This window comes from Actinoplanes sp. 13 (assembly GCF_056134165.1).
The window spans coordinates 56,031-75,021 of record NZ_JBVYOQ010000025.1 but is presented as its reverse complement, the minus strand read 5'-3'; the positions used below and the strand labels follow the sequence as shown (position 1 = coordinate 75,021).

At 71.9% G+C, this 18,991-nt stretch carries 11 protein-coding genes; 6 read left to right on the top strand and 5 right to left on the bottom strand.

The window, feature by feature from the left end:
- Positions 1-786 (top strand): IclR family transcriptional regulator domain-containing protein, encoded by a 786-nt coding sequence (locus AC0NH5_RS33650; protein ID WP_474410987.1) that lies wholly within the window; start codon positions 1-3, stop codon positions 784-786.
- Positions 787-895: 109 nt separating this feature from the next.
- Here the strand turns inward: AC0NH5_RS33650 and AC0NH5_RS33645 are convergent, their stop codons facing one another.
- On the bottom strand, positions 896-2,416 hold the full coding sequence (locus AC0NH5_RS33645) for a diguanylate cyclase domain-containing protein (RefSeq protein ID WP_474410986.1): 1,521 nt from the start codon (positions 2,414-2,416) through the stop codon (positions 896-898).
- A gap of 112 nt (positions 2,417-2,528) precedes the next feature.
- On the opposite strand from AC0NH5_RS33645, the gene AC0NH5_RS33640 reads away from it, so the two are divergent.
- Complete coding sequence (locus AC0NH5_RS33640) at positions 2,529-4,751, top strand: putative bifunctional diguanylate cyclase/phosphodiesterase (RefSeq protein ID WP_474410984.1); 2,223 nt, start codon at positions 2,529-2,531, stop codon at positions 4,749-4,751.
- A 27-nt stretch (positions 4,752-4,778) separates the two neighbouring features.
- On the opposite strand, the gene AC0NH5_RS33635 is transcribed toward AC0NH5_RS33640, so the two are convergent.
- The 4 genes from AC0NH5_RS33635 to AC0NH5_RS33620 all read right to left on the bottom strand — a co-directional run bounded on the left by AC0NH5_RS33635 (position 4,779) and on the right by AC0NH5_RS33620 (position 8,182).
- Entirely contained in the window at positions 4,779-6,095 is a 1,317-nt protein-coding gene (locus AC0NH5_RS33635; RefSeq protein ID WP_474410983.1) for a macro domain-containing protein, read from the bottom strand.
- Positions 6,096-6,172: 77 nt separating this feature from the next.
- A complete protein-coding gene (locus AC0NH5_RS33630; protein ID WP_474410982.1) occupies positions 6,173-6,682 on the bottom strand; it encodes a peptidoglycan-binding domain-containing protein in 510 nt (169 codons plus the stop codon).
- A gap of 23 nt (positions 6,683-6,705) precedes the next feature.
- Positions 6,706-7,104, bottom strand: coding sequence for a VOC family protein (locus AC0NH5_RS33625; protein ID WP_474410981.1), 399 nt, complete (start codon positions 7,102-7,104; stop codon positions 6,706-6,708).
- Between the two features lie 37 nt (positions 7,105-7,141).
- On the bottom strand, positions 7,142-8,182 hold the full coding sequence (locus AC0NH5_RS33620) for a LacI family DNA-binding transcriptional regulator (RefSeq protein WP_474410980.1): 1,041 nt from the start codon (positions 8,180-8,182) through the stop codon (positions 7,142-7,144).
- Between the two features lie 580 nt (positions 8,183-8,762).
- Here AC0NH5_RS33620 and AC0NH5_RS33615 point away from each other — a divergent pair.
- The 4 genes from AC0NH5_RS33615 to AC0NH5_RS33600 all read left to right on the top strand — a co-directional run bounded on the left by AC0NH5_RS33615 (position 8,763) and on the right by AC0NH5_RS33600 (position 18,989).
- The gene (locus AC0NH5_RS33615) at positions 8,763-10,346 is read left to right on the top strand and encodes a glycosyltransferase family 2 protein (RefSeq protein ID WP_474410979.1); all 1,584 of its coding nucleotides are present in this window, start codon (positions 8,763-8,765) and stop codon (positions 10,344-10,346) included.
- Between the two features lie 43 nt (positions 10,347-10,389).
- Positions 10,390-11,184, top strand: a complete 795-nt coding sequence (locus AC0NH5_RS33610) for an HlyD family secretion protein (RefSeq protein WP_474410978.1) — start codon at positions 10,390-10,392, stop codon at positions 11,182-11,184.
- Positions 11,185-11,201: 17 nt separating this feature from the next.
- Entirely contained in the window at positions 11,202-13,475 is a 2,274-nt protein-coding gene (locus AC0NH5_RS33605; RefSeq protein ID WP_474410977.1) for a glycosyl hydrolase, read from the top strand.
- A 171-nt stretch (positions 13,476-13,646) separates the two neighbouring features.
- Positions 13,647-18,989: a GH92 family glycosyl hydrolase gene (locus AC0NH5_RS33600; protein WP_474410976.1), complete on the top strand. Its 5,343-nt coding sequence runs from the start codon at positions 13,647-13,649 to the stop codon at positions 18,987-18,989.
- Positions 18,990-18,991: the final 2 nt, after the last annotated feature.

Below are 18,991 nucleotides of genomic sequence, written 5' to 3'. Positions count from 1 at the left end.
ATGCCGCGGGAACCGTACTACGTCCAGTCGCTCGAACGTGGACTCGCGGTGATCCGTGCCTTCGACGCGCAGCATCGCGAGTTGACGCTCAGTGACGTGGCCCGCGCCTGCGGCCTGACCCGGGCGGCGGCGCGCCGGTTCCTGCTCACGCTCACCGACCTGGGGTACGTGCGGTCCGACGGCCGGCTGTTCTCGCTGGCGCCACGGGTGCTCGAGCTGGGGTACTCGTACCTGTCGAGCCAGTCCCTGCCGGAGGTCGCCGCCCCGCATCTGGAGCGACTGGTCGCCCAGGTGCGCGAGTCGTCGTCGATGTCGGTGCTCGACGGTGACGACATCGTCTATGTCGCCCGCGTCCCAACCCGCAGGATCATGCGGGTCGCGATCAACGTGGGCACCCGCTTCCCGGCGTACGCGACGTCGATGGGCCGGGTCCTGCTCGCCGCCCTGCCCGAGCCCGAACGGGAGGCCTACCTCGCCCGCGCGAGGCTGGAGCCGCTGACCGAGCGGACCCTCCGCTCGCCGGACGCTGTGCGCGCCGAGCTCGCCCGGGTCCGCGACCAGGGGCACGCCATCGTGGACCAGGAGCTGGAGGAGGGGCTGCGGGCCCTCGCCGCGCCGATCCGGGACCGCACCGGAGCCGTGGCCGCGGCGGTGAACGTGTCGGTGCACGCGGCCCGTGCCACGGTCGGCGACATCCGGGAGCGGCTGCTGCCGCCGTTGCTGGCCGCCACCGCCGCCATCGAGGCGGACCTCCGGATCGCGGCCGGCTCGCCCCCCGCGACCTGACGCCCGCGTGCGCATCGAACCGTAAGTCCCCACACCGGGTCGGCGACCGCGGTGCGTGGGGACTTCGGGTGCGCATCGAACCGTTACTTCACACACCCGGTCGGCAACATCACGCAGCTTGCATGTCGGCGCCGTGCTGGAGGACCGCGGTGCCGGGGATCTTCTTCGCCGCGTACATCGCGGCGTCGGCGCGCCGCAGCAGCTCGTCCGGGTCGGTGCCGGCGGAGCCCTCGGCGAGGCCGATGCTGGCACGGATGTGCAGCTTGCGGCCGTGGGCGAGGACCGGGTCGCGGCGCAGCGCCTCGGCGATCCGCTCGGCCACCTCGATGGCGCCGGCAGAGCGGTCAGGGTCGCCAGGGCGGGCAGGTTCGGCGGGGTCGGTGTCCTCCAGGATGAGCACGAACTCGTCGCCGCCGAGGCGGGCCGCGGTGTCGTTCTCGCGGATGCCGGCGCGCAGCACGCCGGCAACCGTGGTCAGCAGCAGATCCCCGGTCTCGTGGCCGAAGGTGTCGTTGACCTCCTTGAAGCCGTCGAGGTCGATCAGCGCGACGTGCACCGGCCGGCCGGTGGCCAGCGATGCGGCGAGGCGGCGCTGGAAGAGCGCGCGGTTGGCGAGGCCGGTGAGCGGGTCGTGGCTGGCGGCGTGGTCGACCTGCGCCAGCAGCCGGGCGTTGTCGCGCAGCGCGGAGATCTGCCGGACGACGACGACGGCGGTGAGGGCGACCGCGCTGAACGCGATCACCACGATGTCGTCGCCGCCGGTCGTGGCCTCCCAGAGCAGCAGGCCGTCCACCGCCGCCACCGCGGTGTAGGGCAGCAGGCTGTACGGCCGGCGGCGCTTGCGGGCGCTCCGGGTGCGGGTCTCGGCGGCCGGGCGCCATTGGGCGGCCGCGGCGAGCGCGGCCAGGCAGTAGACCGCGGGCAGGTGCACCTGGTTGACGTAGAGGTCCTCGCCCGCCATCGCCACCAGCGGCTGGGCCATCGGCGCGAGCGCACCGACGAAGACGGCGGACGCCAGGTAGCGCAGGCCCCGGCCGTCGACCGCCGAGTAGTCGCTGAGGATGACCTTGGTCAGCGCGAACACGACGAGGATCGCCAGCACGCAGAGCACCAGCGAGGTGATCACCGGCGGGGTGAGGCCGGCGGCGACCGCGCGGCGGGTGCCGACGTGCCAGATGAAGACGGAGGCGGCCAGCGCGACGCTGCCGGCGTCCAGGAAGACCCGGGCGACCGTGCCGGCCTTCTCGCTGCCGACCGGCAGCCGGCTCAGCGCGTAGCTCAGCACCAGCATGCCGGCGCCGTCGAGGGCGAGCATCCAGGGCCCGGTGTAGAAGGTGCGCACCTCCGGGTGGGCCAGCACGTCGATCGCCTGGGCGCTCTGGCCGGCGCCGATCAGCAGCGGCACCGGGGACAGGTGCCGCCAGAACCGGCGGGTCGGCTCCGGTAGCGCCGGGTTCCGGGAGACGTGCCAGAAGGCGAACGTGGCAACCACCGCGATGGCCGGGACCGTCACCCAGAGCAGCACCGGCGGGCCGACCGGATGCACCACGTTCACGGTGAACCAGCCGACGGCGGCGGCGAACAGCGCGACGGCGGCGCGGGTGGCCGACCGGCCCGGGTGCGACGTCATCGATGCCTTCCCACTTCGCCGAGGCCAACTCAGACACTGTCGGCCGCGGCGGCGCCGATATGAGGCCTTCGAGTACCTCAACTTTGCGATGATTCAGCCGAAAAGACAGGGTGTGACGGACTTGCGGTGGCCGCCGCTGTGGCAGCTGTGGCTGGGGTGCGGGCTTGCCGCCGCGCTGGCCTACATGCTGCTGCCGTACGGCTTGGCGTCCGTGATCCTGGCAGCAGCCGTGGCGATGGGCTCGTGCGCAGTCATGGTCAACGGGGCCAGGCAGCACCGGCCGGGGACGGCCGGCGCGTGGTACGTCTTCGCCGGCGGGGTGCTCTCCTGGGTCCTCGGCGACCTCATGTACGCGTACCACGTCTTCCGCGGGGACGTGCCGTACCCGTCCTGGGCCGACGCCTGCTATCTCGCCGCGTACCCGCTGCTCACCGTGGCGCTGTTCCTGCTCACCCGCCAGCGCGGGTCGATCCGGTCCGGCAACCTGATCGACTCGGCGATCATCGCGGTCGCCGTGGGCATCGTGTACTGGACGTTCCTGATCGAGCCGATCGTCATGACCGGGTCGATCCCGCTGCTCACCCGGCTCGTGTCGGCCGGTTACCTCGCCGCCGGTGTGCTGCTCTGCGCGGTGATCGCTCCGATCCTGTTGCGCCGCGGCCGGCGCACGCCGAGCCTCTGGCTGCTGACCGCGGGCAGCACGATCACGCTCGCCTGCAACGTCGTCTACACCCTGCTGCCCGAGCTGGTGGCGTCGTCGACGATGCTCTACGCCGGTTATCTGTGCGCGTACACGCTGTGGGCCGCCGCGGCCGCCCATCCCTCCACCGCGCACCCGGTCACCGCCGACGGTGAGGGCCTGGGCCGCCGCCGGTTGATCGTGCTGACCGCCACCATGCTGCTGGTGCCGGCGATCCTGCTGGTGCAGGGCGAACACGCCGGCGGCGGGCTGAGCTGGGCCTCGGTCGGCATCGGGTCGATGATCCTGTTCGTGCTGGTCGCCACCCGGATGTCCGGATACATCGCGCAGGTCGACCGGCAGGCCGAGCAGCTCCGGGTCCTGGCGATGCGCGACGACCTCACCGGCCTGCCCAACCGGCGCGACTTCGAACGGCTCGCCGCAGCGGCGGTCGAGGCCGGCCCGTGCCACCTCATCATGATCGACCTGGCCGGGTTCAAACACGTCAACGACCGGCTCGGCCGCGGCGCCGGCGACCAGGCGCTGGTGGCCGTCGCCGAGCTGTTGCGCGAGTACGTCCGCGACGGCGACGTGGTGGCCCGGATGGGCGCCGACGAGTTCGCCGTGCTGGCCTGCGACACCGTGCCCGGTGAGGGCGACCGGGTGTCCGAGCGGCTGCTCGACCTGCTGCGCCACCCGGTGCAGGCCGGCGAGCACGAGCTGTTGCTCAACGCGCGGCTCGGCGTGGCCGACGCGACCGGCGACATCGACGCCACCGAGCTGGTGCGGCGCGCCGACACTGCCCGGTACGCGGCCAAGGCGTCCGGCGGCCAGCTCGTCGCGTACAGCCCCGAGCTGGACGAACGGGCCGAGGCAGCCGAGCGGCTCGGCGCCGACCTGCGGCACAGCCTCGACGACGGCGACTTCCACGTCGTCTACCAGCCGATCATCGACCTGCACGACGGCCGGGTGGCGGCGCTGGAAGCCCTGGTGCGCTGGGACCATCCGGTACGCGGCCCGGTCAGCCCCGTCGCGTTCATCCCGGTCGCCGAGGACAACGGCCTGATCGTCGAGCTGGGGGAGTGGGTGATGCACACCGCCTGCCGCCGGTACGCCACCTGGCGGCGCGACCTCGGCCGGCACGCCCCGCAGTACGTCAGCGTCAACGTCTCCGCCCGTCAACTGGCCGAACCCGGCTTCCCCGACGTGGTGACCGGCATCCTGGCGAGCACCGGCGTCGACCCGCACGCACTGCTGGTCGAGGTCACCGAGACGGCACTGTTCGCCGGCCGCACCGCGGTGGAAGCGGTGGAGACACTGCACCGCGCGGGCGTGCGCATCGCCCTCGACGACTTCGGGACCGGCCACTCGTCGCTGGGCCTGCTGCGAACCGTGCCGGTGGACGTGCTGAAGGTGGACAAGTCCTTCGTGGACGAGATCACGCCGTGCGGGGGACGGGCGGTGATCGTGGACGCGCTGATCCACGTGAGCAAAGGGCTGGGACTGCGGGCGGTGGCCGAGGGCGTGGAGACGGCGGAGCAGGCCGGCTATCTGCGGGACCGGGGATATCCGTACGCCCAGGGTTATTTCTTCGGCCGCCCGGTCGCGGAACCGGACTTCAGCCCACGCGTCCTGGTAGGCCAAGAACTGTCATGACCGGGTGTTCCCGAACGCGGGCTGCGCTCAGCCGCGTCGGAAGCCACTGCTGTCTTGCCGGGGATCGTCGATCGGCGGTCCGGTGGCGGACAGGGCGGGGTGGCTGCGGAGCGCGTCCGCGAGTGCGACCCGTTCCGCATCGGTGTAACCCAGGAAATAGATACCGCGCAGTGGCGTGTCCGGCGCAGCGACCAGGTGGTCCACAGCGGCGCCGACCAGTTCGCCCGCGGTCCGCGGCACGGAGGCACCGGCGACGCCGGTGCCCAGCATCGGAAACAGGATCGTACGGACGGAGGCGTCCCCGGCAGCGAGGTGCTCAGCCTGCCGCAGCGCGTTGGAGACGCCGGTGCCGAGCTGCTGGACCTGACGGAATCCGGCGCCCGGCTCGCCGTGGACGGCGGCGACATGAATGATCCAACGGACTCCGTTGCTCTCGGCCAGCGCACCGGACCTGGTCACGAAGGCCGTCCCCGGAGCGACCGGCTGGTGGCCCCCGACCACCCGGGCCAGCTCGTCCGCGATCACGTCGTCGACGACATGACCTGCCGCGTCCCGGACGGCGCCGTGGTACCGGATGATGCTGGAGATCGCGAACTCGTTGAAGCGCGCCATCATCATGTCGGTGTTCTCGCTGTTGACCCAGATGTCGATGTCCCTGACCCGCTCGATGCCACCCGATCGGGTGCCGATCTCACACTTGCTCGACAACGGCGCAGCCAGCACGAACGTTTCCGGTGCCCGGCCGTGCCGCGGTCCGGTGGCGGCCGGACCGGTCCAGAGCCAGCCGCGCCCGTCGAACTCCTTGACCCTGACGGTGACCGGCTCGAATTCGCCGGCGCTCAGGCCGGCGTGGTGCTTGCCGACGGCGTAGCCGTGCACCTGGTCGGAGATCAGCACGGCCAGGTCCGCATCGGGCCGGTCGGTGAGGGCGGTCCGCAGCTCCTCACAGTCGACCATGCGGGCGGCCTCGACGATGGCGTCACCGGAGAACCCGACGGCGGCCGGCCCGAGCGGACCGATCACCACGGCCATCCGCAGCCGCATCCGATCCCGGTACCGCCGGTTGTCCTCGGCCAGCGTCTCGGCGGCCGAGCGCAGCAGCCGCGCCAGTGCCCGGTGCACCTCGACTTCGCTGGGCAGGAAGACCACCATGCCGTCGCCGGTGCCGTGGTGGTGGGTGTCACCGAGCCGGAACCCGATCTCCTGAAGGACTTCACCGACGAACTCGGACAGCCGGCGCTGGAGGTCGACCTTCTGCTGGGTGGACCGGCGGCCGTAACCGGCTATGTCGATCACGAAGCCCATCCGTACCGCGGCGGCGAAGGGCGTACCGGAGGATTCCACATCCATCAATGTATGGGGGTGGATCCGGTTCCGCCGCGCCGCCGGAGCCGGCACGCAGCGCGGCGGTCCGGCGGGGCTCAGCCCGAGTACATCCCGCTGATCAGCGACTGCCAGGTCATCCGCCCCACGATGCCGTCGACCGTCATGGCCGGCTCGTCATGGTCGTGCAGGAACTGCTGCCAGTTCCGGACCGCCGACTCCGTGTGGGCGCCGAAAATGCCGTCCACGGCGGGCGCGTTGCCCGGGTCCCCGGACTCGTTGCGGAACTGGAACTCCTCCTGGACCGATCGCACCGCGTCACCCTGATCGCCGCGGCGGGCGGTGACCACCAGGGCCTCCCAGGTCCGCCGGCCCACGATGCCGTCGACGGTCAGCTTCTTCTCCTTCTGGTACGCCCGCACCGCGGCCGTCGTCTTCGGGCCGAAGTCGCCGTCGACGACGACGGTGTGGCCGCGGGCCCGCAGGTGGTACTGCAGGCTCGGCACCGGGTGCGCTTTCGCGCCCTCGCTGATCTCCGGCCATGGCTGCAACGCCATCTCGATCATCTCCTCGGCCGGCGGCCGCGTCCGGGTCGCCGGCACCGCCATCGTCGTCCTCGGTGGAGATCCGCTCATGTCTCAGTCGCGGTGCCGACAGGCGGTTGGCACGCGCGGTGTTCGATGAGGCCGACCAGGTTGCCCTCGGTGTCGCGCACGAACGCCTGCACCTCCTCGGTCCCGGCCGGGCCGAGCAGGTCGTCGCGGTGCGTGAAGATCACGTGGGGTTCGCTCTCGACGGGTGTGCCGGCCGCGCGCAGCCGTTCGATCGTCGCCGCGACGTCGTCGACGAGGTAGTAGTGCAGCGCCGGGGGAGCTCCGCGGTCGAGCAGCAGGCGTTGTCCGTCGAGGTCGAAGAAGACCAGCCCGGGCGGGTCGAACGTGGCGACCGGCGCCGCCTTGAACAGGCCGGTGTAGAAGGCGGTCGCGCGCGGCAGGTCCGCGGCGTGCTGAGCGATCTGTGCAGCTCTCATGATCAGCGCTCCTTGGAGGAAAACCTACGGCCGGACCCTAGCCCGATTCGCGTACGACGAACTCCGTGCCCAGCAGGACGGACCGTTCCACCGGCTCCCCGCCGGCCAGGCGCACCACCTGCCGGGCCATCGTGCGGCCGATGTCGTGGATGGGCAGGCGCACCGTGGTCAGCGGCGGCTCCGCGTACCGGGCCGGTTCGGTGTCGTCGAAGCCGATCACCGCGACGTCGTCGGGGACCCGCCGCCCGGAGAGCCGCAGGGTCCGCAGCGCCGCGTGCGCCATCAGGTCGGAGGCGACGAAGACGGCGTCGAGCCCGGGGTGGTCGGTGAGCAGCTGCCGCATCGCCGTTCCGGCGGACTCGTAGGTGAAGTCGCCGACCGCGACGACCGGCCGGCGGCGGGAGTCCCGCATCTCGGCGCGATATCCGTCGAGCCGGTCGATGGCGCCCGGGACGGTCTGCGGCCCGGCGATGGTGGCGATCCGGCGGCGGCCGGAGTCCACCAGGCGGCGGACCGCGAGCCGGGCGGCGTCGGCGTTGGCGACGTCGACGTAGGGGACCGGTGACGGGTTCAGCGGCCGGCCGTTGACCACGACCGGGACGCCGAGTTCGGCCAGCGTCCGGGCCAGGTCCTCGGCGCCGTTCATGGACACCACCATGACGCCGTCGACGTGGCCGCTCAGGGCGGCGTCGCGGACCCGGTCCTGGCTGCTGCGGGAGCTGGCCAGGTGCAGCATGAGTTCTTTGCCGGACGCCGCGAGCTCCTGCGCGGCCCCGTGCACGAGGGTGGAGAAGAACGGGTCCTCGGAGAAGATCCGGTCGGCTGACTCGGCGAGCACGAGCGCGTACGTGTCCATGCGATGGGTCATCAGCCCGCGGGCGGCGCGGTTGGGCACGTACCCGAGGGTGCGCACGGCGGTCAGCACCGCGTCCCGGATGTCGGGTGCCACCGTCGTGGAGTTGTTGACCACCCGGGAGACCGTCGCCCGGGAGACCCCGGCCAGGGCGGCGACCGTCTCCAGGGTGGGGCGTTCCCGTCCCGCTCCGGCGCGAATTCGCAGGTGTTCGCCATCGGTCATGACGCCGGGCATTCCGATCGTTTCCCGGTGCCCGTGAAAATGTGCGCCGATAAACCGTGCGCGGCGTCACTTTTATGAAACAGGTTGGTCATCGGCATCGGCGTGATGATCCTCTTTCGGAGTCAGGGTGCGTGTGTCACCGTACGCAATAGGTGGGGTCCAAGACAATTGATCGCCGAAGGGCGATTGATTTCAGATCGTGAAGAAATGGCTGTCGGGGCAGCTCACGGGCGTGTGCCGTTGCTGAGGGGTGGTCGGTGGGGTGGCGGTCACATTCATCCGGCATTGACGGCGCTGAGCTGCTATATCCGTGGTGGCGGGTGCCGGCCGAACGGCGCATTGATGAAGATTGTGTTTACCGGGCGGGTCGCCGGCGTTTCCGGGAAGCCTGTGTCGGCAGTCACCGAATTTGCCGGGTGGCGCGCTCCGCCCTTACGGTTCCCCGGGTCGGGCAATGAAGGCCGGCACAATGAAGGATCTCAATGCGGCGGCGACATGATCGTCAATTCCCGTGCTTGAGGGAACGCCCCTGTCGGGCGTACGGAAAACCGCCGATCTCGTGGAACCTCCGGGAGTGCACATGCCCACCACCAGTCCGCAAGCCCGCACGAAGGGCCCGTCCCCGCGCCAGGCCTGGCGGCCGTTGCAGCGATCCACCCGGGTCGCCATCATCGGGGCGCTGGTCGCCACGGTGTTCTACCAGGTCTTCCTGCTGGACCCGCAGTACCGCGGCCCGACGTGGCTGTGGGCCGCGATGCTGCTCGCCGAGGGTCTGATCGCCGTCCACGCCATCGGGACGTGGTGGACCATCCTCGCCCACGACGACCGCGGTGAGCCGGTCAACGTCACGGTGTGGCGCAACCAGCTTCGTGCCGGCGCCGTGGTGCCGGCCATCGACGTCTTCATCACCGCCTACGGCGAGGCTCCGGAGCTGGTCCGCACGACGTTGCGAGCAGCCCGGGACATGACGCTGGAGCACGAGACGTGGGTGCTCGACGACGGCGACAGCGACGTCCTGCGGCAGATCTGCGCCGACGAGGGCGTCGGCTATCTGCGCCGGGCCGGCGGCCTGCACGCCAAGGCCGGCAACGTCAACGCGGCTCTCGCACAGACCACCGGCGAGTACGTGGTCATCTTCGACGCCGACCACGTGCCGGAGCCGAACTTCCTGCTCCAGGTGCTGCCGCACTTCGACGACCCGGACGTGGCGTTCGTGCAGTCGCCGCAGGCGTACGCCAACCAGACGAACCTGGTCTCCACCGGCTCGTCGGAGGCGCAGCGCATCTTCTACGAGCTGGTGTGCCCGGGCAAGAACCACTTCAACGCCGCGTTCTGCGTCGGCACGAACGTGATGTTCCGCCGCGCGGCGCTGGACGAGATCGGCGGGATCGCCACCGGCAGCAACTCCGAGGACATCTGGACGTCGCTGGAGCTGCACCGGCGGGGCTGGAAATCGATCTACGTGCCGCAGGTGCTGGCCCGGGGGCTGGCGCCGACGGACGTCACGTCGTTCTTCAAGCAGCAGCTGCGCTGGGCGAGCGGCGGCTTCGAGGTGGTGCTGCGTGGCCGGCTGTTCCGCCGAGGCAGCGGTCTGACCCTCGACCAGCGGCTGCAGTACCTGTTCGTCGGCACCCACTACGTGCTGTCGCTGGCGATGTTGATCTTCATGCTGTTCCCCGCCCTCTATCTGCTGTTCGCGCTGAGCCCGATCCGGGCCGACGGGCTGACCTGGGCGGCGCACTACCTGCCGTTCCAGGTGATGGTGCTGGTCGTCACGTGGCTGCAGTCCGGTGGATTCCGGATGTCGGCGATCGTGGCCAGCATCGGCGCCGCGCCGGTGCACGCCCGGGCGTTCTGGGCGACGCTGCGCAACAAGCCGGCCCGGTGGAGCGCGACGAACCAGGCGGGGGCCGGCAACCGGTCCCTGGGGGTCGTCCTGCCGCAGCTGGCGCTGGCCCTGCTCAACGTGACCGGCATCGTCGTCGGTCTCGCGGTGATGGCCGATCCGGCGCCGACCTGGCTGTCGGTCGCCTGGGCCACCATGATCGTGCTCATCCTGGGCCGGATCATCGCCGAATCCGTCCGGCGCACCCCGGAGGAGCCGTTGCCCACGCAGCCGGCCCCCGTCGCCCGCCGCGCGCCCGAACCGGTCGCCGCGCGCTGACGGCCGCCGTTCCCATCGCTTCAGGAGTTCAAGGGATATCGCTATGACTCTGACCCGTGTGATCGAAGCCCAGGAAAACGTTCAGCCGGAGGTGGAACCCGCCGTCGACCGGCGTGTCACCCGATCCCGGATGCCCGCGGTACGAACCTTTCTGATCACCGTCGTGCTGCTGGCCGGCGCGGCCGCCGGCGGCACCTACGTGCTGAAGGACCGGCTCGCCGCCGCCGCGTACGTCTCCCTGGAGGAGGCCGTACTGACCGCGGACGCCCTGCCGGTCGGCTCCACCGGAGCCGGCGTGGTCACCGAGGTCCTGGTGGCCGAGCAGGCCCGCGTCGCCGCGGGCCAGGAGCTCGCGCGGGTGCGGCTCGCCGAGAACCCGGCCCGCACCGCCCGCAGCCCGCGCACCGAGACGTTGCGGGCGCCGCAGTCGGGCACCGTGTCGCGGATCGACATCGCCGTCGGCGGTGTGCTCAGCGCCGGCGAACCCGTCGTCACCATGTACGACCACACCGCACTGAGCTTCGAGGCGCGCGCGTCCGAGGAGCAGCTGCGCGATCTGCGGCTCGGCATGACCGCCCGGATCACCGGCCCGGGTCTGAGCCGGCCGGTGTCGGCCACGCTCGACCACGTGAAGCCGCGGGTCGGCGCCGACCCGATGCTGGACGCGCCGCTCACCGAGGAGCAGAAGACGGCCCATGAGCGGCTCACCGTCGTGCTGGTCCCGGGCACCGGCGACGTGGACGCGGTGAGTGCCCTGGTGCCGGGCCTGCGGTACGCCGTCCAGGTGGACACCGAAACCGCCGTCGGCCGGACCCCCGCCGTCAACAGCGCCGGATGAGGCGCGGCCTTCGGCGGATGACGACCGCCGCATGTCTGGTGACCACTGTCCTGCTCACCGCGAGCTGCACGCCGGGGGAGGAGCCCGGCAGACCCGCGGGTGAGCCGGCGGCCGGTGTGCTCAGTGAGGACGCCGCCACCACAACGGTGGAACCCCCGGCCACGGAGGGCAAAGCGGCCCTCGCCGACAGCCTGCCGGCGACCGCGAGCCCACAGCAGCGCCCGGCGCGGGCCGGGAAGTCGCTCGCCGGGCAGGCCCTGCCGACCAACCAGTGGTGGACCTCCGCGCTGACCGGTACCGGTGACCAGCCGATCTGGGCCCGGCCGCTGGCGATCAAGCGGACCGGTGCGGGGCTCGCCGTCAGCTCGGCCACCGCGACCGCCTCGGCGAAGGCGGTGGTGACACCGTTCGAGCCGGCCCTCGTCGCGGCCGGGCCGATGGGCGTGCCGGAGGTCGTCGGGTACGGCGCCTTCCACGTCGTGATGCGCGCCGAACTCCGCGACGGCGGCACCGTGGAGATCACTGTGGTGCAGGGCAGTCCGCTGCTGTACCTCGAGTTCCGGGACGCGACGCCGGCGCTCACCGCGACCGGTCCGCTGCGGCGCACGGGCAGCGGTCCGCTGGCCCGGCTCACCGTCGCCGGGCAGCGCTGGGACGTGCAGGCCCAGGATGGGGCGGCCTGGCGCCAGGACGGCGACCGGCTCACCGTGGACGGCTCAGGTCGTACCGCCATCGTGGTGGCCCGGGTGCCCGAGGGGGTGAACGACGCCGAGTGGACCGGGGCGCTGGCCGGCGCCGCCGGCGACCCGGTGATCCGGACGACGTCGCACATGGCCTACGACCGGGCTGCCGGGACCGTGACGCAGACCCTGCGCGCCGAGCGGCGGTCCAGCCGCCCCGGCGTGTGGGCGCTGCTGCCGCACCAGCAGAAGGGGCTCGTCCGCGACGGCGGCCCGCAGCCGCTGGCCGGGACGTACTCGGACGCGATCGGTCCGCTCTCGCTGGTCCGTGGCGCCGCGGTCGGTGTCCGGGTGCCGATGCCCGGCCTGATCACCGAGGTGCCGGCGGTGCCGCTGGCCGATCCGGCGCGGACCGCGGTCCTCGCCGATCTGCGGCGGGATCTCGCCGAGAAGGCGAAGACCGCCGACGGCGGCAGCTATTTCGGGCTCAAGGAGCTGGGCCGGCTGGCCACGCTCGCGGAGGTGGCCAAGGGCATCGGCGCGCGGTCCGAACAGGATGCCGCGCTGCGCCGGCTGCGTGCCGGGCTGGCCGACTGGCTGACGTACGACGGCGCCGGCGACACCCGGTACTTCGCCTACGACCGGACCTGGGGCGGGCTGATCGCCGTACCCGCCGAGTTCGGCAGCAACGACTACAACGACCACCACTTCCAGTACGGCTATCTGGTGCGCGCCGCAGCCGTGCTGGCCGCCGAGGACCCGGGCTTCGTCGAGGACTACGGCGCCGCTGTCGGCCTGGTGGTCCGCGACTACAGCGGCACCCTGTCCGGCAACGGCCCGGACGGCTTCCCGCCGTTCCGCGCGTTCAACGCGTACCTCGGGCACTCGGCGGCGTCCGGGTTCGCGCCGTTCGCCGACGGCAACAACCAGGAGTCGTCGAGCGAGGCGGTGGCGGCGTGGGAGGCGGTCACCCGGTGGGGCGTGGTCACCGGCAACGCCGATCTGACGGCGTACGGGGCCACCCACTACGCCGTGGAGGCGGCGACCGCGCGGATGTACTGGCTGGGGGAGGGCCTGCCGCGGCCGGCCGGCTATCAGCACACGGTGGCCGGGATCGTCTGGGACGCCAAGGTCGACTACGCGACGTGGTTCGACGCGAAGCCGGAGTCGATCGTCGGCATCCAGCTGCTGCCCCTCACGTTCGGCTCGCTGTACCGCGGTGACGCCGGACAGGCCGCCGCCCGCTCGGCACAGCTCGTGAAGGAGGCGGGCGGACCGCCCCGGGTCTGGGGCGACCTGTTCGCCGCCGACCTGGCGCTCGCCGACCCGGCCGCTGCCCGGCGCCGGCTCGGCCCGGGCCTGCCCCGGGAGGAGAGCACCAGCCGCGCCATGGTGCGGTACTGGGTGGAGATGCTGGCCACCTACGGCCCGCCGCAGCCGGCGGTGGTCGCCGACGGCCCGTACGGGCTGGCGTTCGGCGCCGCCGGGCAGCCCCGGCTGCTCGCCGTCAACCCGACGGCCGAGCAGGTCACCGTGACGTTCCGGCACCAGGGCGAGATCGTCGCGACAGTGGTCGTCGATCCCGGCCAGAGCGTCGTCCGCAGGCCGTGACGACACCGGCGGCCGGCCCTCGCGGGGGCCGGCCGCCGGCGTGCGCGGGGCGGGCAACTTTATTTCCAATGGATTTCCGGGCCGCTGTTGACATCGTTGTCATCCGGGTCGATGGTGAAGCGATCTCAGCTCCTGGCGTCCACTGTGCGCCGGCTTCGGATGGAGTCCGCATTGAAGTTGACCGTCGGCCGTCTCGCCGCGTCCCTCCAGTCCCGACCGTGGATCGCCGTCGCCGGAGCGCTGCTCCTGCCGCTCGGTCCGCTCGCTGTCCCCGCCCCGGCGAACGCCGCGCCCGCGCCCGGTGACTTCGGCTCGTCGTTCGAGTCCGGCGACCAGCAACCCGCCGCCAGCACCGCCGAGCTCGACGCCCAGGGCCGGCCGGTGCAGGGCAACCTGACCGGATCGATCCGCACCGGACTGCCCGGCAGCCTGGCCGACCGGGTCGACGCGGTGACCGCGAGCGCCGAGAACCCGCCCAACGAGGTCGCGGCCAGGCTCACGGACGGCGACCCGTCGACCAAGTGGCTGGCGTTCGCCCCGACCGGCTGGGTCGCCTACCGGCTGGCCACCCCGGCGACCGCGGTGAAGTACTCCCTGACCTCGGCCGACGACGCGCCCGGCCGGGACCCGAAGGACTTCACCCTGCAGGGCTCCGCCGACGGCACGACCTGGACCGACCTGGACCGCCGGACCGGCCAGAGCTTCGGCGGGCGCTTCGCCACCAACACCTACAGCTTCACCAACACGACGCCGTACGCCCACTACCGGCTGGCCGTCACCGCCAACTCCGGTGACTCGCTCGTGCAGCTCGCCGACTTCGACATCAGCGACGGCTCGGACGTCCGGCCGCCGGCCACCCCGATGGTCAGTGTGGTCGGGTCCGGCCCGGCACGCGGCGCCAACATGCTGCCCGGCGCAGGGTTCAGCGGCGTCGCGTCGGTGCGGTACGCCGGAGCCGCCGAGACCGCCGGGCGCTCGTACGCGACCAACCGGCTCTTCGACGTGAACATCCCGGTCGGGCCGCGGTCCCGGTTGTCCTACAAGGTGTTCCCGGAGCTGACCGGGCAGGACCTGCGGTACCCGTCCACGTACGTCGCCGTCGACCTGCGCTTCACCGACGGCACGTACCTCAGCCGCCGGTCCCCGCTCGACCAGCACGGCAACGCGCTCACCGCGGCCGGCCAGGGCGCGGCGAAGGCGCTGTTCGCCGACGAGTGGAACGCGGTGCAGTCGGACATCGGCAAGGTGGCCGACGGCAAGACGATCGACCGGATCCTGCTCGCGTACGACAACCCCGGCGCCGCCGCCGGCACCCGGTTCCAGGGCTGGATCGACGACGTCACGGTCACCCGCACCCCGGCCGCGATCGACGGCTCCAGCCTCACGAACTACGTCGACACGCGCCGCGGCACCAACTCGTCCGGCGCGTTCTCCCGCGGCAACAACCTGCCGATCACGTCGCTGCCGAACGGCTTCAACTTCCTCACGCCGGTCACCAACGCCACCTCGAACTCCTGGGAGTACGAGTACCAGCGCGCGAACAACGCCGCCAACCTGCCGATGCTGCAGGGACTGGCGGTCTCGCACCAGCCCAGCCCCTGGATGGGCGACCGGAACCAGATGTCGGTCATGCCCGTACCCGAAGGTGGGTCCCTGACCGGGCAACCGCGTGATCGCGCCCTCGCCTTCCGGCACGACGACGAGATCGCGCGTCCCGACCTGTACCGGGTGAAGTTCCAGAACGGCCTGGCCGCGCAGATGACGCCCACCGACCACGGCGCGATCATGCAGTTCGACTTCCCGGCCGGGAAGACGGGCAGCCTCGTGCTGCACAACGGCACCTTCACGATCGGCGCGGACGGCACGCTCACCGGCTGGGTCGACAACGGCAGCGGCCTGTCCGCCGGCCGCAGCCGGATGTTCGTCGCCGGCGCCTTCGACCGCGCGCCGGCCGGCACCTCGGCCACCGCCGCCACCTTCGACCTCACCACGGGCCCGCAGGTCACGCTGCGGTTCGCGACCTCGTTCATCTCGGTGGACCAGGCCCGCCACAACCTGGACCTGGAGGTCACCGGCCGCACCTTCGAGCAGATCCGGGCCGCCGCGACCGCCGCCTGGAAGGACCGGCTGAACCGGGTCGAGGTGCGCGGGGCGACCGAGACGCAGCTGGTCACCCTCTACTCGAACCTGTACCGGCTCAACCTCTATCCGAACTCGCAGTCGGAGAACACCGCCACCGCCGCGGCGCCGCGCTGGCAGTACGCGAGCCCGGTGTCGGCGCCGACCGGCACGTCGACGCCCACCACGACCGGCGCGAAGATCGTGGACGGGCAGATCTACGTCAACAACGGGTTCTGGGACACCTATCGCACGGTGTGGCCGGCGTACTCGCTGCTCTACCCGGACGTCGCCGCCCGGATCGCGGACGGCTTCGTCCAGCAGTACCGCGACGGCGGCTGGGTCGCCCGCTGGTCGTCGCCCGGTTACGCCGACCTGATGACCGGCACCAGCTCGGACGTCTCGCTCGCCGCGGCGTACCTCACCGGGGTCAAGCTGCCCGACCCGCTCGCCGCCTACGACTCCGCGGTCAAGAACGCCACCGTCGCCTCCGGGCGCAGCGCCGTCGGCCGCAAGGGCATCGAGACCTCCCAGTTCCTCGGCTACACCGCCACCTCGACCGGCGAGTCGGTGTCCTGGGCCCTCGAAGGCTTCATCAACGACTACGGCATCGGCAACATGGCCGCCGCGCTGGCCAAGGACCCGGCCACCCCGCGGGCCCGGCGCGACCGGCTCAAGGAGGACTCGAAGTACTTCCTGGAGCGGGCCCGCAACTACGTCAACCTGTTCGACCCGAAGACGAAGTTCTTCCAGGGCCGCGACGCCGCCGGCACCTTCCGCGCCGACGACCCGCTCGACTGGGGCGGCGTCTACACCGAGACCAACGGCTGGAACTTCGCGTTCACCGCGCAGCAGGACGGCCAGGGCCTGGCCAACCTCTACGGCGGGCGCAAGGGCCTGGAGAAGAAGCTCGACGAGTTCTTCGCGACACCCGAGAAGGCCGACCGTCCCGGCGGTTACGGCGGCATCATCCACGAGATGCTGGAGGCGCGGGCGGTCCGGCTCGGCCAACTGGGCATGAGCAACCAGCCCTCACACCACATCCCCTACATGTACGACTACGTCGGGGCACCGGCCAAGACGCAGGCCCTGGTGCGCGAGATCCTGCGGCGCCTCTACGTGGGCAGCGAGATCGGGCAGGGATACCTGGGCGACGAGGACAACGGCGAGATGTCCGCCTGGCACATCCTCAGCTCGCTCGGCATCTATCCGCTGCAGGTCGGCTCGTCCGACTGGGTTCTCGGATCACCCCAGTTCACTTCTATGAAGGTGCGTCGCACCAGCGGCGACATCGTGGTCAAGGCCTCGGACAACAGCGCCGGCAATGTGTACGTGCAAGGCGTGACCGTCAACGGGAAGGCGCAGCGGGGCGTCTCCATCGACTCGTCCGCTCTCACCCGTGGCGGCACCATCGAGTTCCGGATGGGCCCGAAGCCGTCCTCGTGGGGCACCGGCGCGAACGACGTGCCGGAGTCGCTGACCAAGGGCACCGCGGCCCCCAAGCCGCTGCAGGACACCACCGGACCCGGTCTCGGCGCCACGGCGGAGCCCCGCCTGTTCGACGACTCGTCGGCCACCCAGGTGACGTTCGCGACCGGGACGCCGCAGATCGACTGGTCGTACCGCAGCGGCAAGCAGGCGCCGACCTGGTACACGCTGACCTCGGGCACGAGCGCCGGCGACCCGGCGGACTGGAAGCTGCAGGGCTCCCGCGACGGCATCACCTGGACCACGGTGGACCGGCGCAGCGGCGAGGCCTTCCCGTGGCGCAACCAGACCCGCCCGTTCAAGATTGAAAAGCCGGGGCGGTTCGCGCACTTCCGCCTGGTCGTCACGAAGACGACCGGTGCCGACCGGACGAACCTCGCCGAGATCGAACTGCTCGCCGGCGGCGACGTCCAACTGGGCGGCGGTGCGGTCGCGGTGACCGCCGGGACCACGGTGCCGGCCATCTCCGGTGCCACGGTGTCGCTCCCGCTGGCCACCGTCACCGGCGGCACCGCGGCGGAATACCAGGCCACGATCGACTGGGGTGACGGCTCACCGGTGACCGCCGGCACCACGACGCCGAGCTCGCGGGCGGTGTACCGGGTGAGCGGATCGCACACCTACACCAAGCCCGGTCACTACCAGGCCTCCGTCACGGTGGTTGACGGGACCAGCCAGGACTCGGCCACGGTCGGCGTGGACGTGTCGTACGCGCCGGAGTCCGGCCTCACCGCCGCATTCGACACCGTCTGCATCGGCGACGAAGGTGTGCTCGGGGCGAACTGCGACGCCAAGAACTGGGCGTACTCCCGGTCCGCACTCGAGGCGGCCGGGGTCACCCGGGGCAAGCGGACGGCTGTGCCCGGCACCGCGCTGCACTTCACGCTGCCCACCACCCCGCCCGGACAGCCCGACAACGCCGTCGGCAACGGCCGGACCATCGAGCTCGACCTGCCGTCCGACGCCACCAGCATCGCGTTCATCGGCGCCGGCACCCAGGGCAACCAGAACACCACCGGCACCGCGACGTTCAGCGACGGCAGCACCGCGGACATCCCGATCCAGATGAGCGACTGGACGCTCGGCGGCAACGCCGACGGCACCCCGTCGTACGGCAACGTCGTCGTCGCGAAGTCCGAGTACCGGCTGCGCGGCACCGACCGGGACAGCGCGGTGCCGTTCCTGTTCGCCACCGCCCCGTACCGCATCCCGGAAGGAAAGACCCTCGTCTCGGTGACCCTGCCGGCGCAGTCCGGCGACCCCGGTGCGGCGGGCCGCATCCACGTGTTCGCCGTGGCCGACGACGGCACGCCCCGCCCGCCGCTGACGCTGACGGCCGCGCCGGACCGGACGGCCACCGCCGGCCAGGAGATCACCTTCCCCCTGGGTACGACCACCGGCACCGCCGCCCGCGTCCAATGGGGCGACGGCACGGTCCCGCAGGACGCCACGATCTCGCCGGCCGGGGAGATCAGCGGGACGCACACGTACGCCCGGCCGGGCACCTACACCGTGCACGTCACCGCGTGGGACACGCTGTCCAGCCGTACCGCCACCTTCACCGTGACGGTCGGCGGCGGCGCGTCGGCAGCGGCCCGGACGACCACAGTCCCGGCCGCCGAGCAGCCCGCACCGCCGGCATACCAGCCGGAGGTGACCCTCTCGGTCACCGAAGGCCCCCGCGGCACGGCGATCACCGTCGACGGCTCCGGCTTCGCCCCGAACGAAACCGTCACCGGGGCGGTCGGCGCAGGGCCCGCCGTCACCCTGAGGGCCAACGCCGACGGCATCCTCACGGACGCGACCATCAGCGTCCCGGGAACGGCGAAGCCGGGAGCCACCGCGGTGACCGTGACCGGCAGCGACTCGGCGGCCAGGACCGAACAGCCGTTCACCGTGACCGGCTAGAA

Excerpts from the sequence above, each read along its gene's own strand:
- AC0NH5_RS33625 (WP_474410981.1), bottom strand. The coding sequence starts at position 7,104 with ATGAGAGCTGCACAGATCGCTCAGCACGCCGCGGACCTGCCGCGCGCG.
- AC0NH5_RS33605 (WP_474410977.1), top strand. The coding sequence starts at position 11,202 with ATGACGACCGCCGCATGTCTGGTGACCACTGTCCTGCTCACCGCGAGC.
- AC0NH5_RS33645 (WP_474410986.1), bottom strand. The coding sequence starts at position 2,416 with ATGACGTCGCACCCGGGCCGGTCGGCCACCCGCGCCGCCGTCGCGCTG.
- AC0NH5_RS33620 (WP_474410980.1), bottom strand. The coding sequence starts at position 8,182 with ATGACCGATGGCGAACACCTGCGAATTCGCGCCGGAGCGGGACGGGAA.
- AC0NH5_RS33650 (WP_474410987.1), top strand. The coding sequence starts at position 1 with ATGCCGCGGGAACCGTACTACGTCCAGTCGCTCGAACGTGGACTCGCG.
- AC0NH5_RS33610 (WP_474410978.1), top strand. The coding sequence starts at position 10,390 with ATGACTCTGACCCGTGTGATCGAAGCCCAGGAAAACGTTCAGCCGGAG.
- AC0NH5_RS33615 (WP_474410979.1), top strand. The coding sequence starts at position 8,763 with ATGCCCACCACCAGTCCGCAAGCCCGCACGAAGGGCCCGTCCCCGCGC.
- AC0NH5_RS33630 (WP_474410982.1), bottom strand. The coding sequence starts at position 6,682 with ATGGCGGTGCCGGCGACCCGGACGCGGCCGCCGGCCGAGGAGATGATC.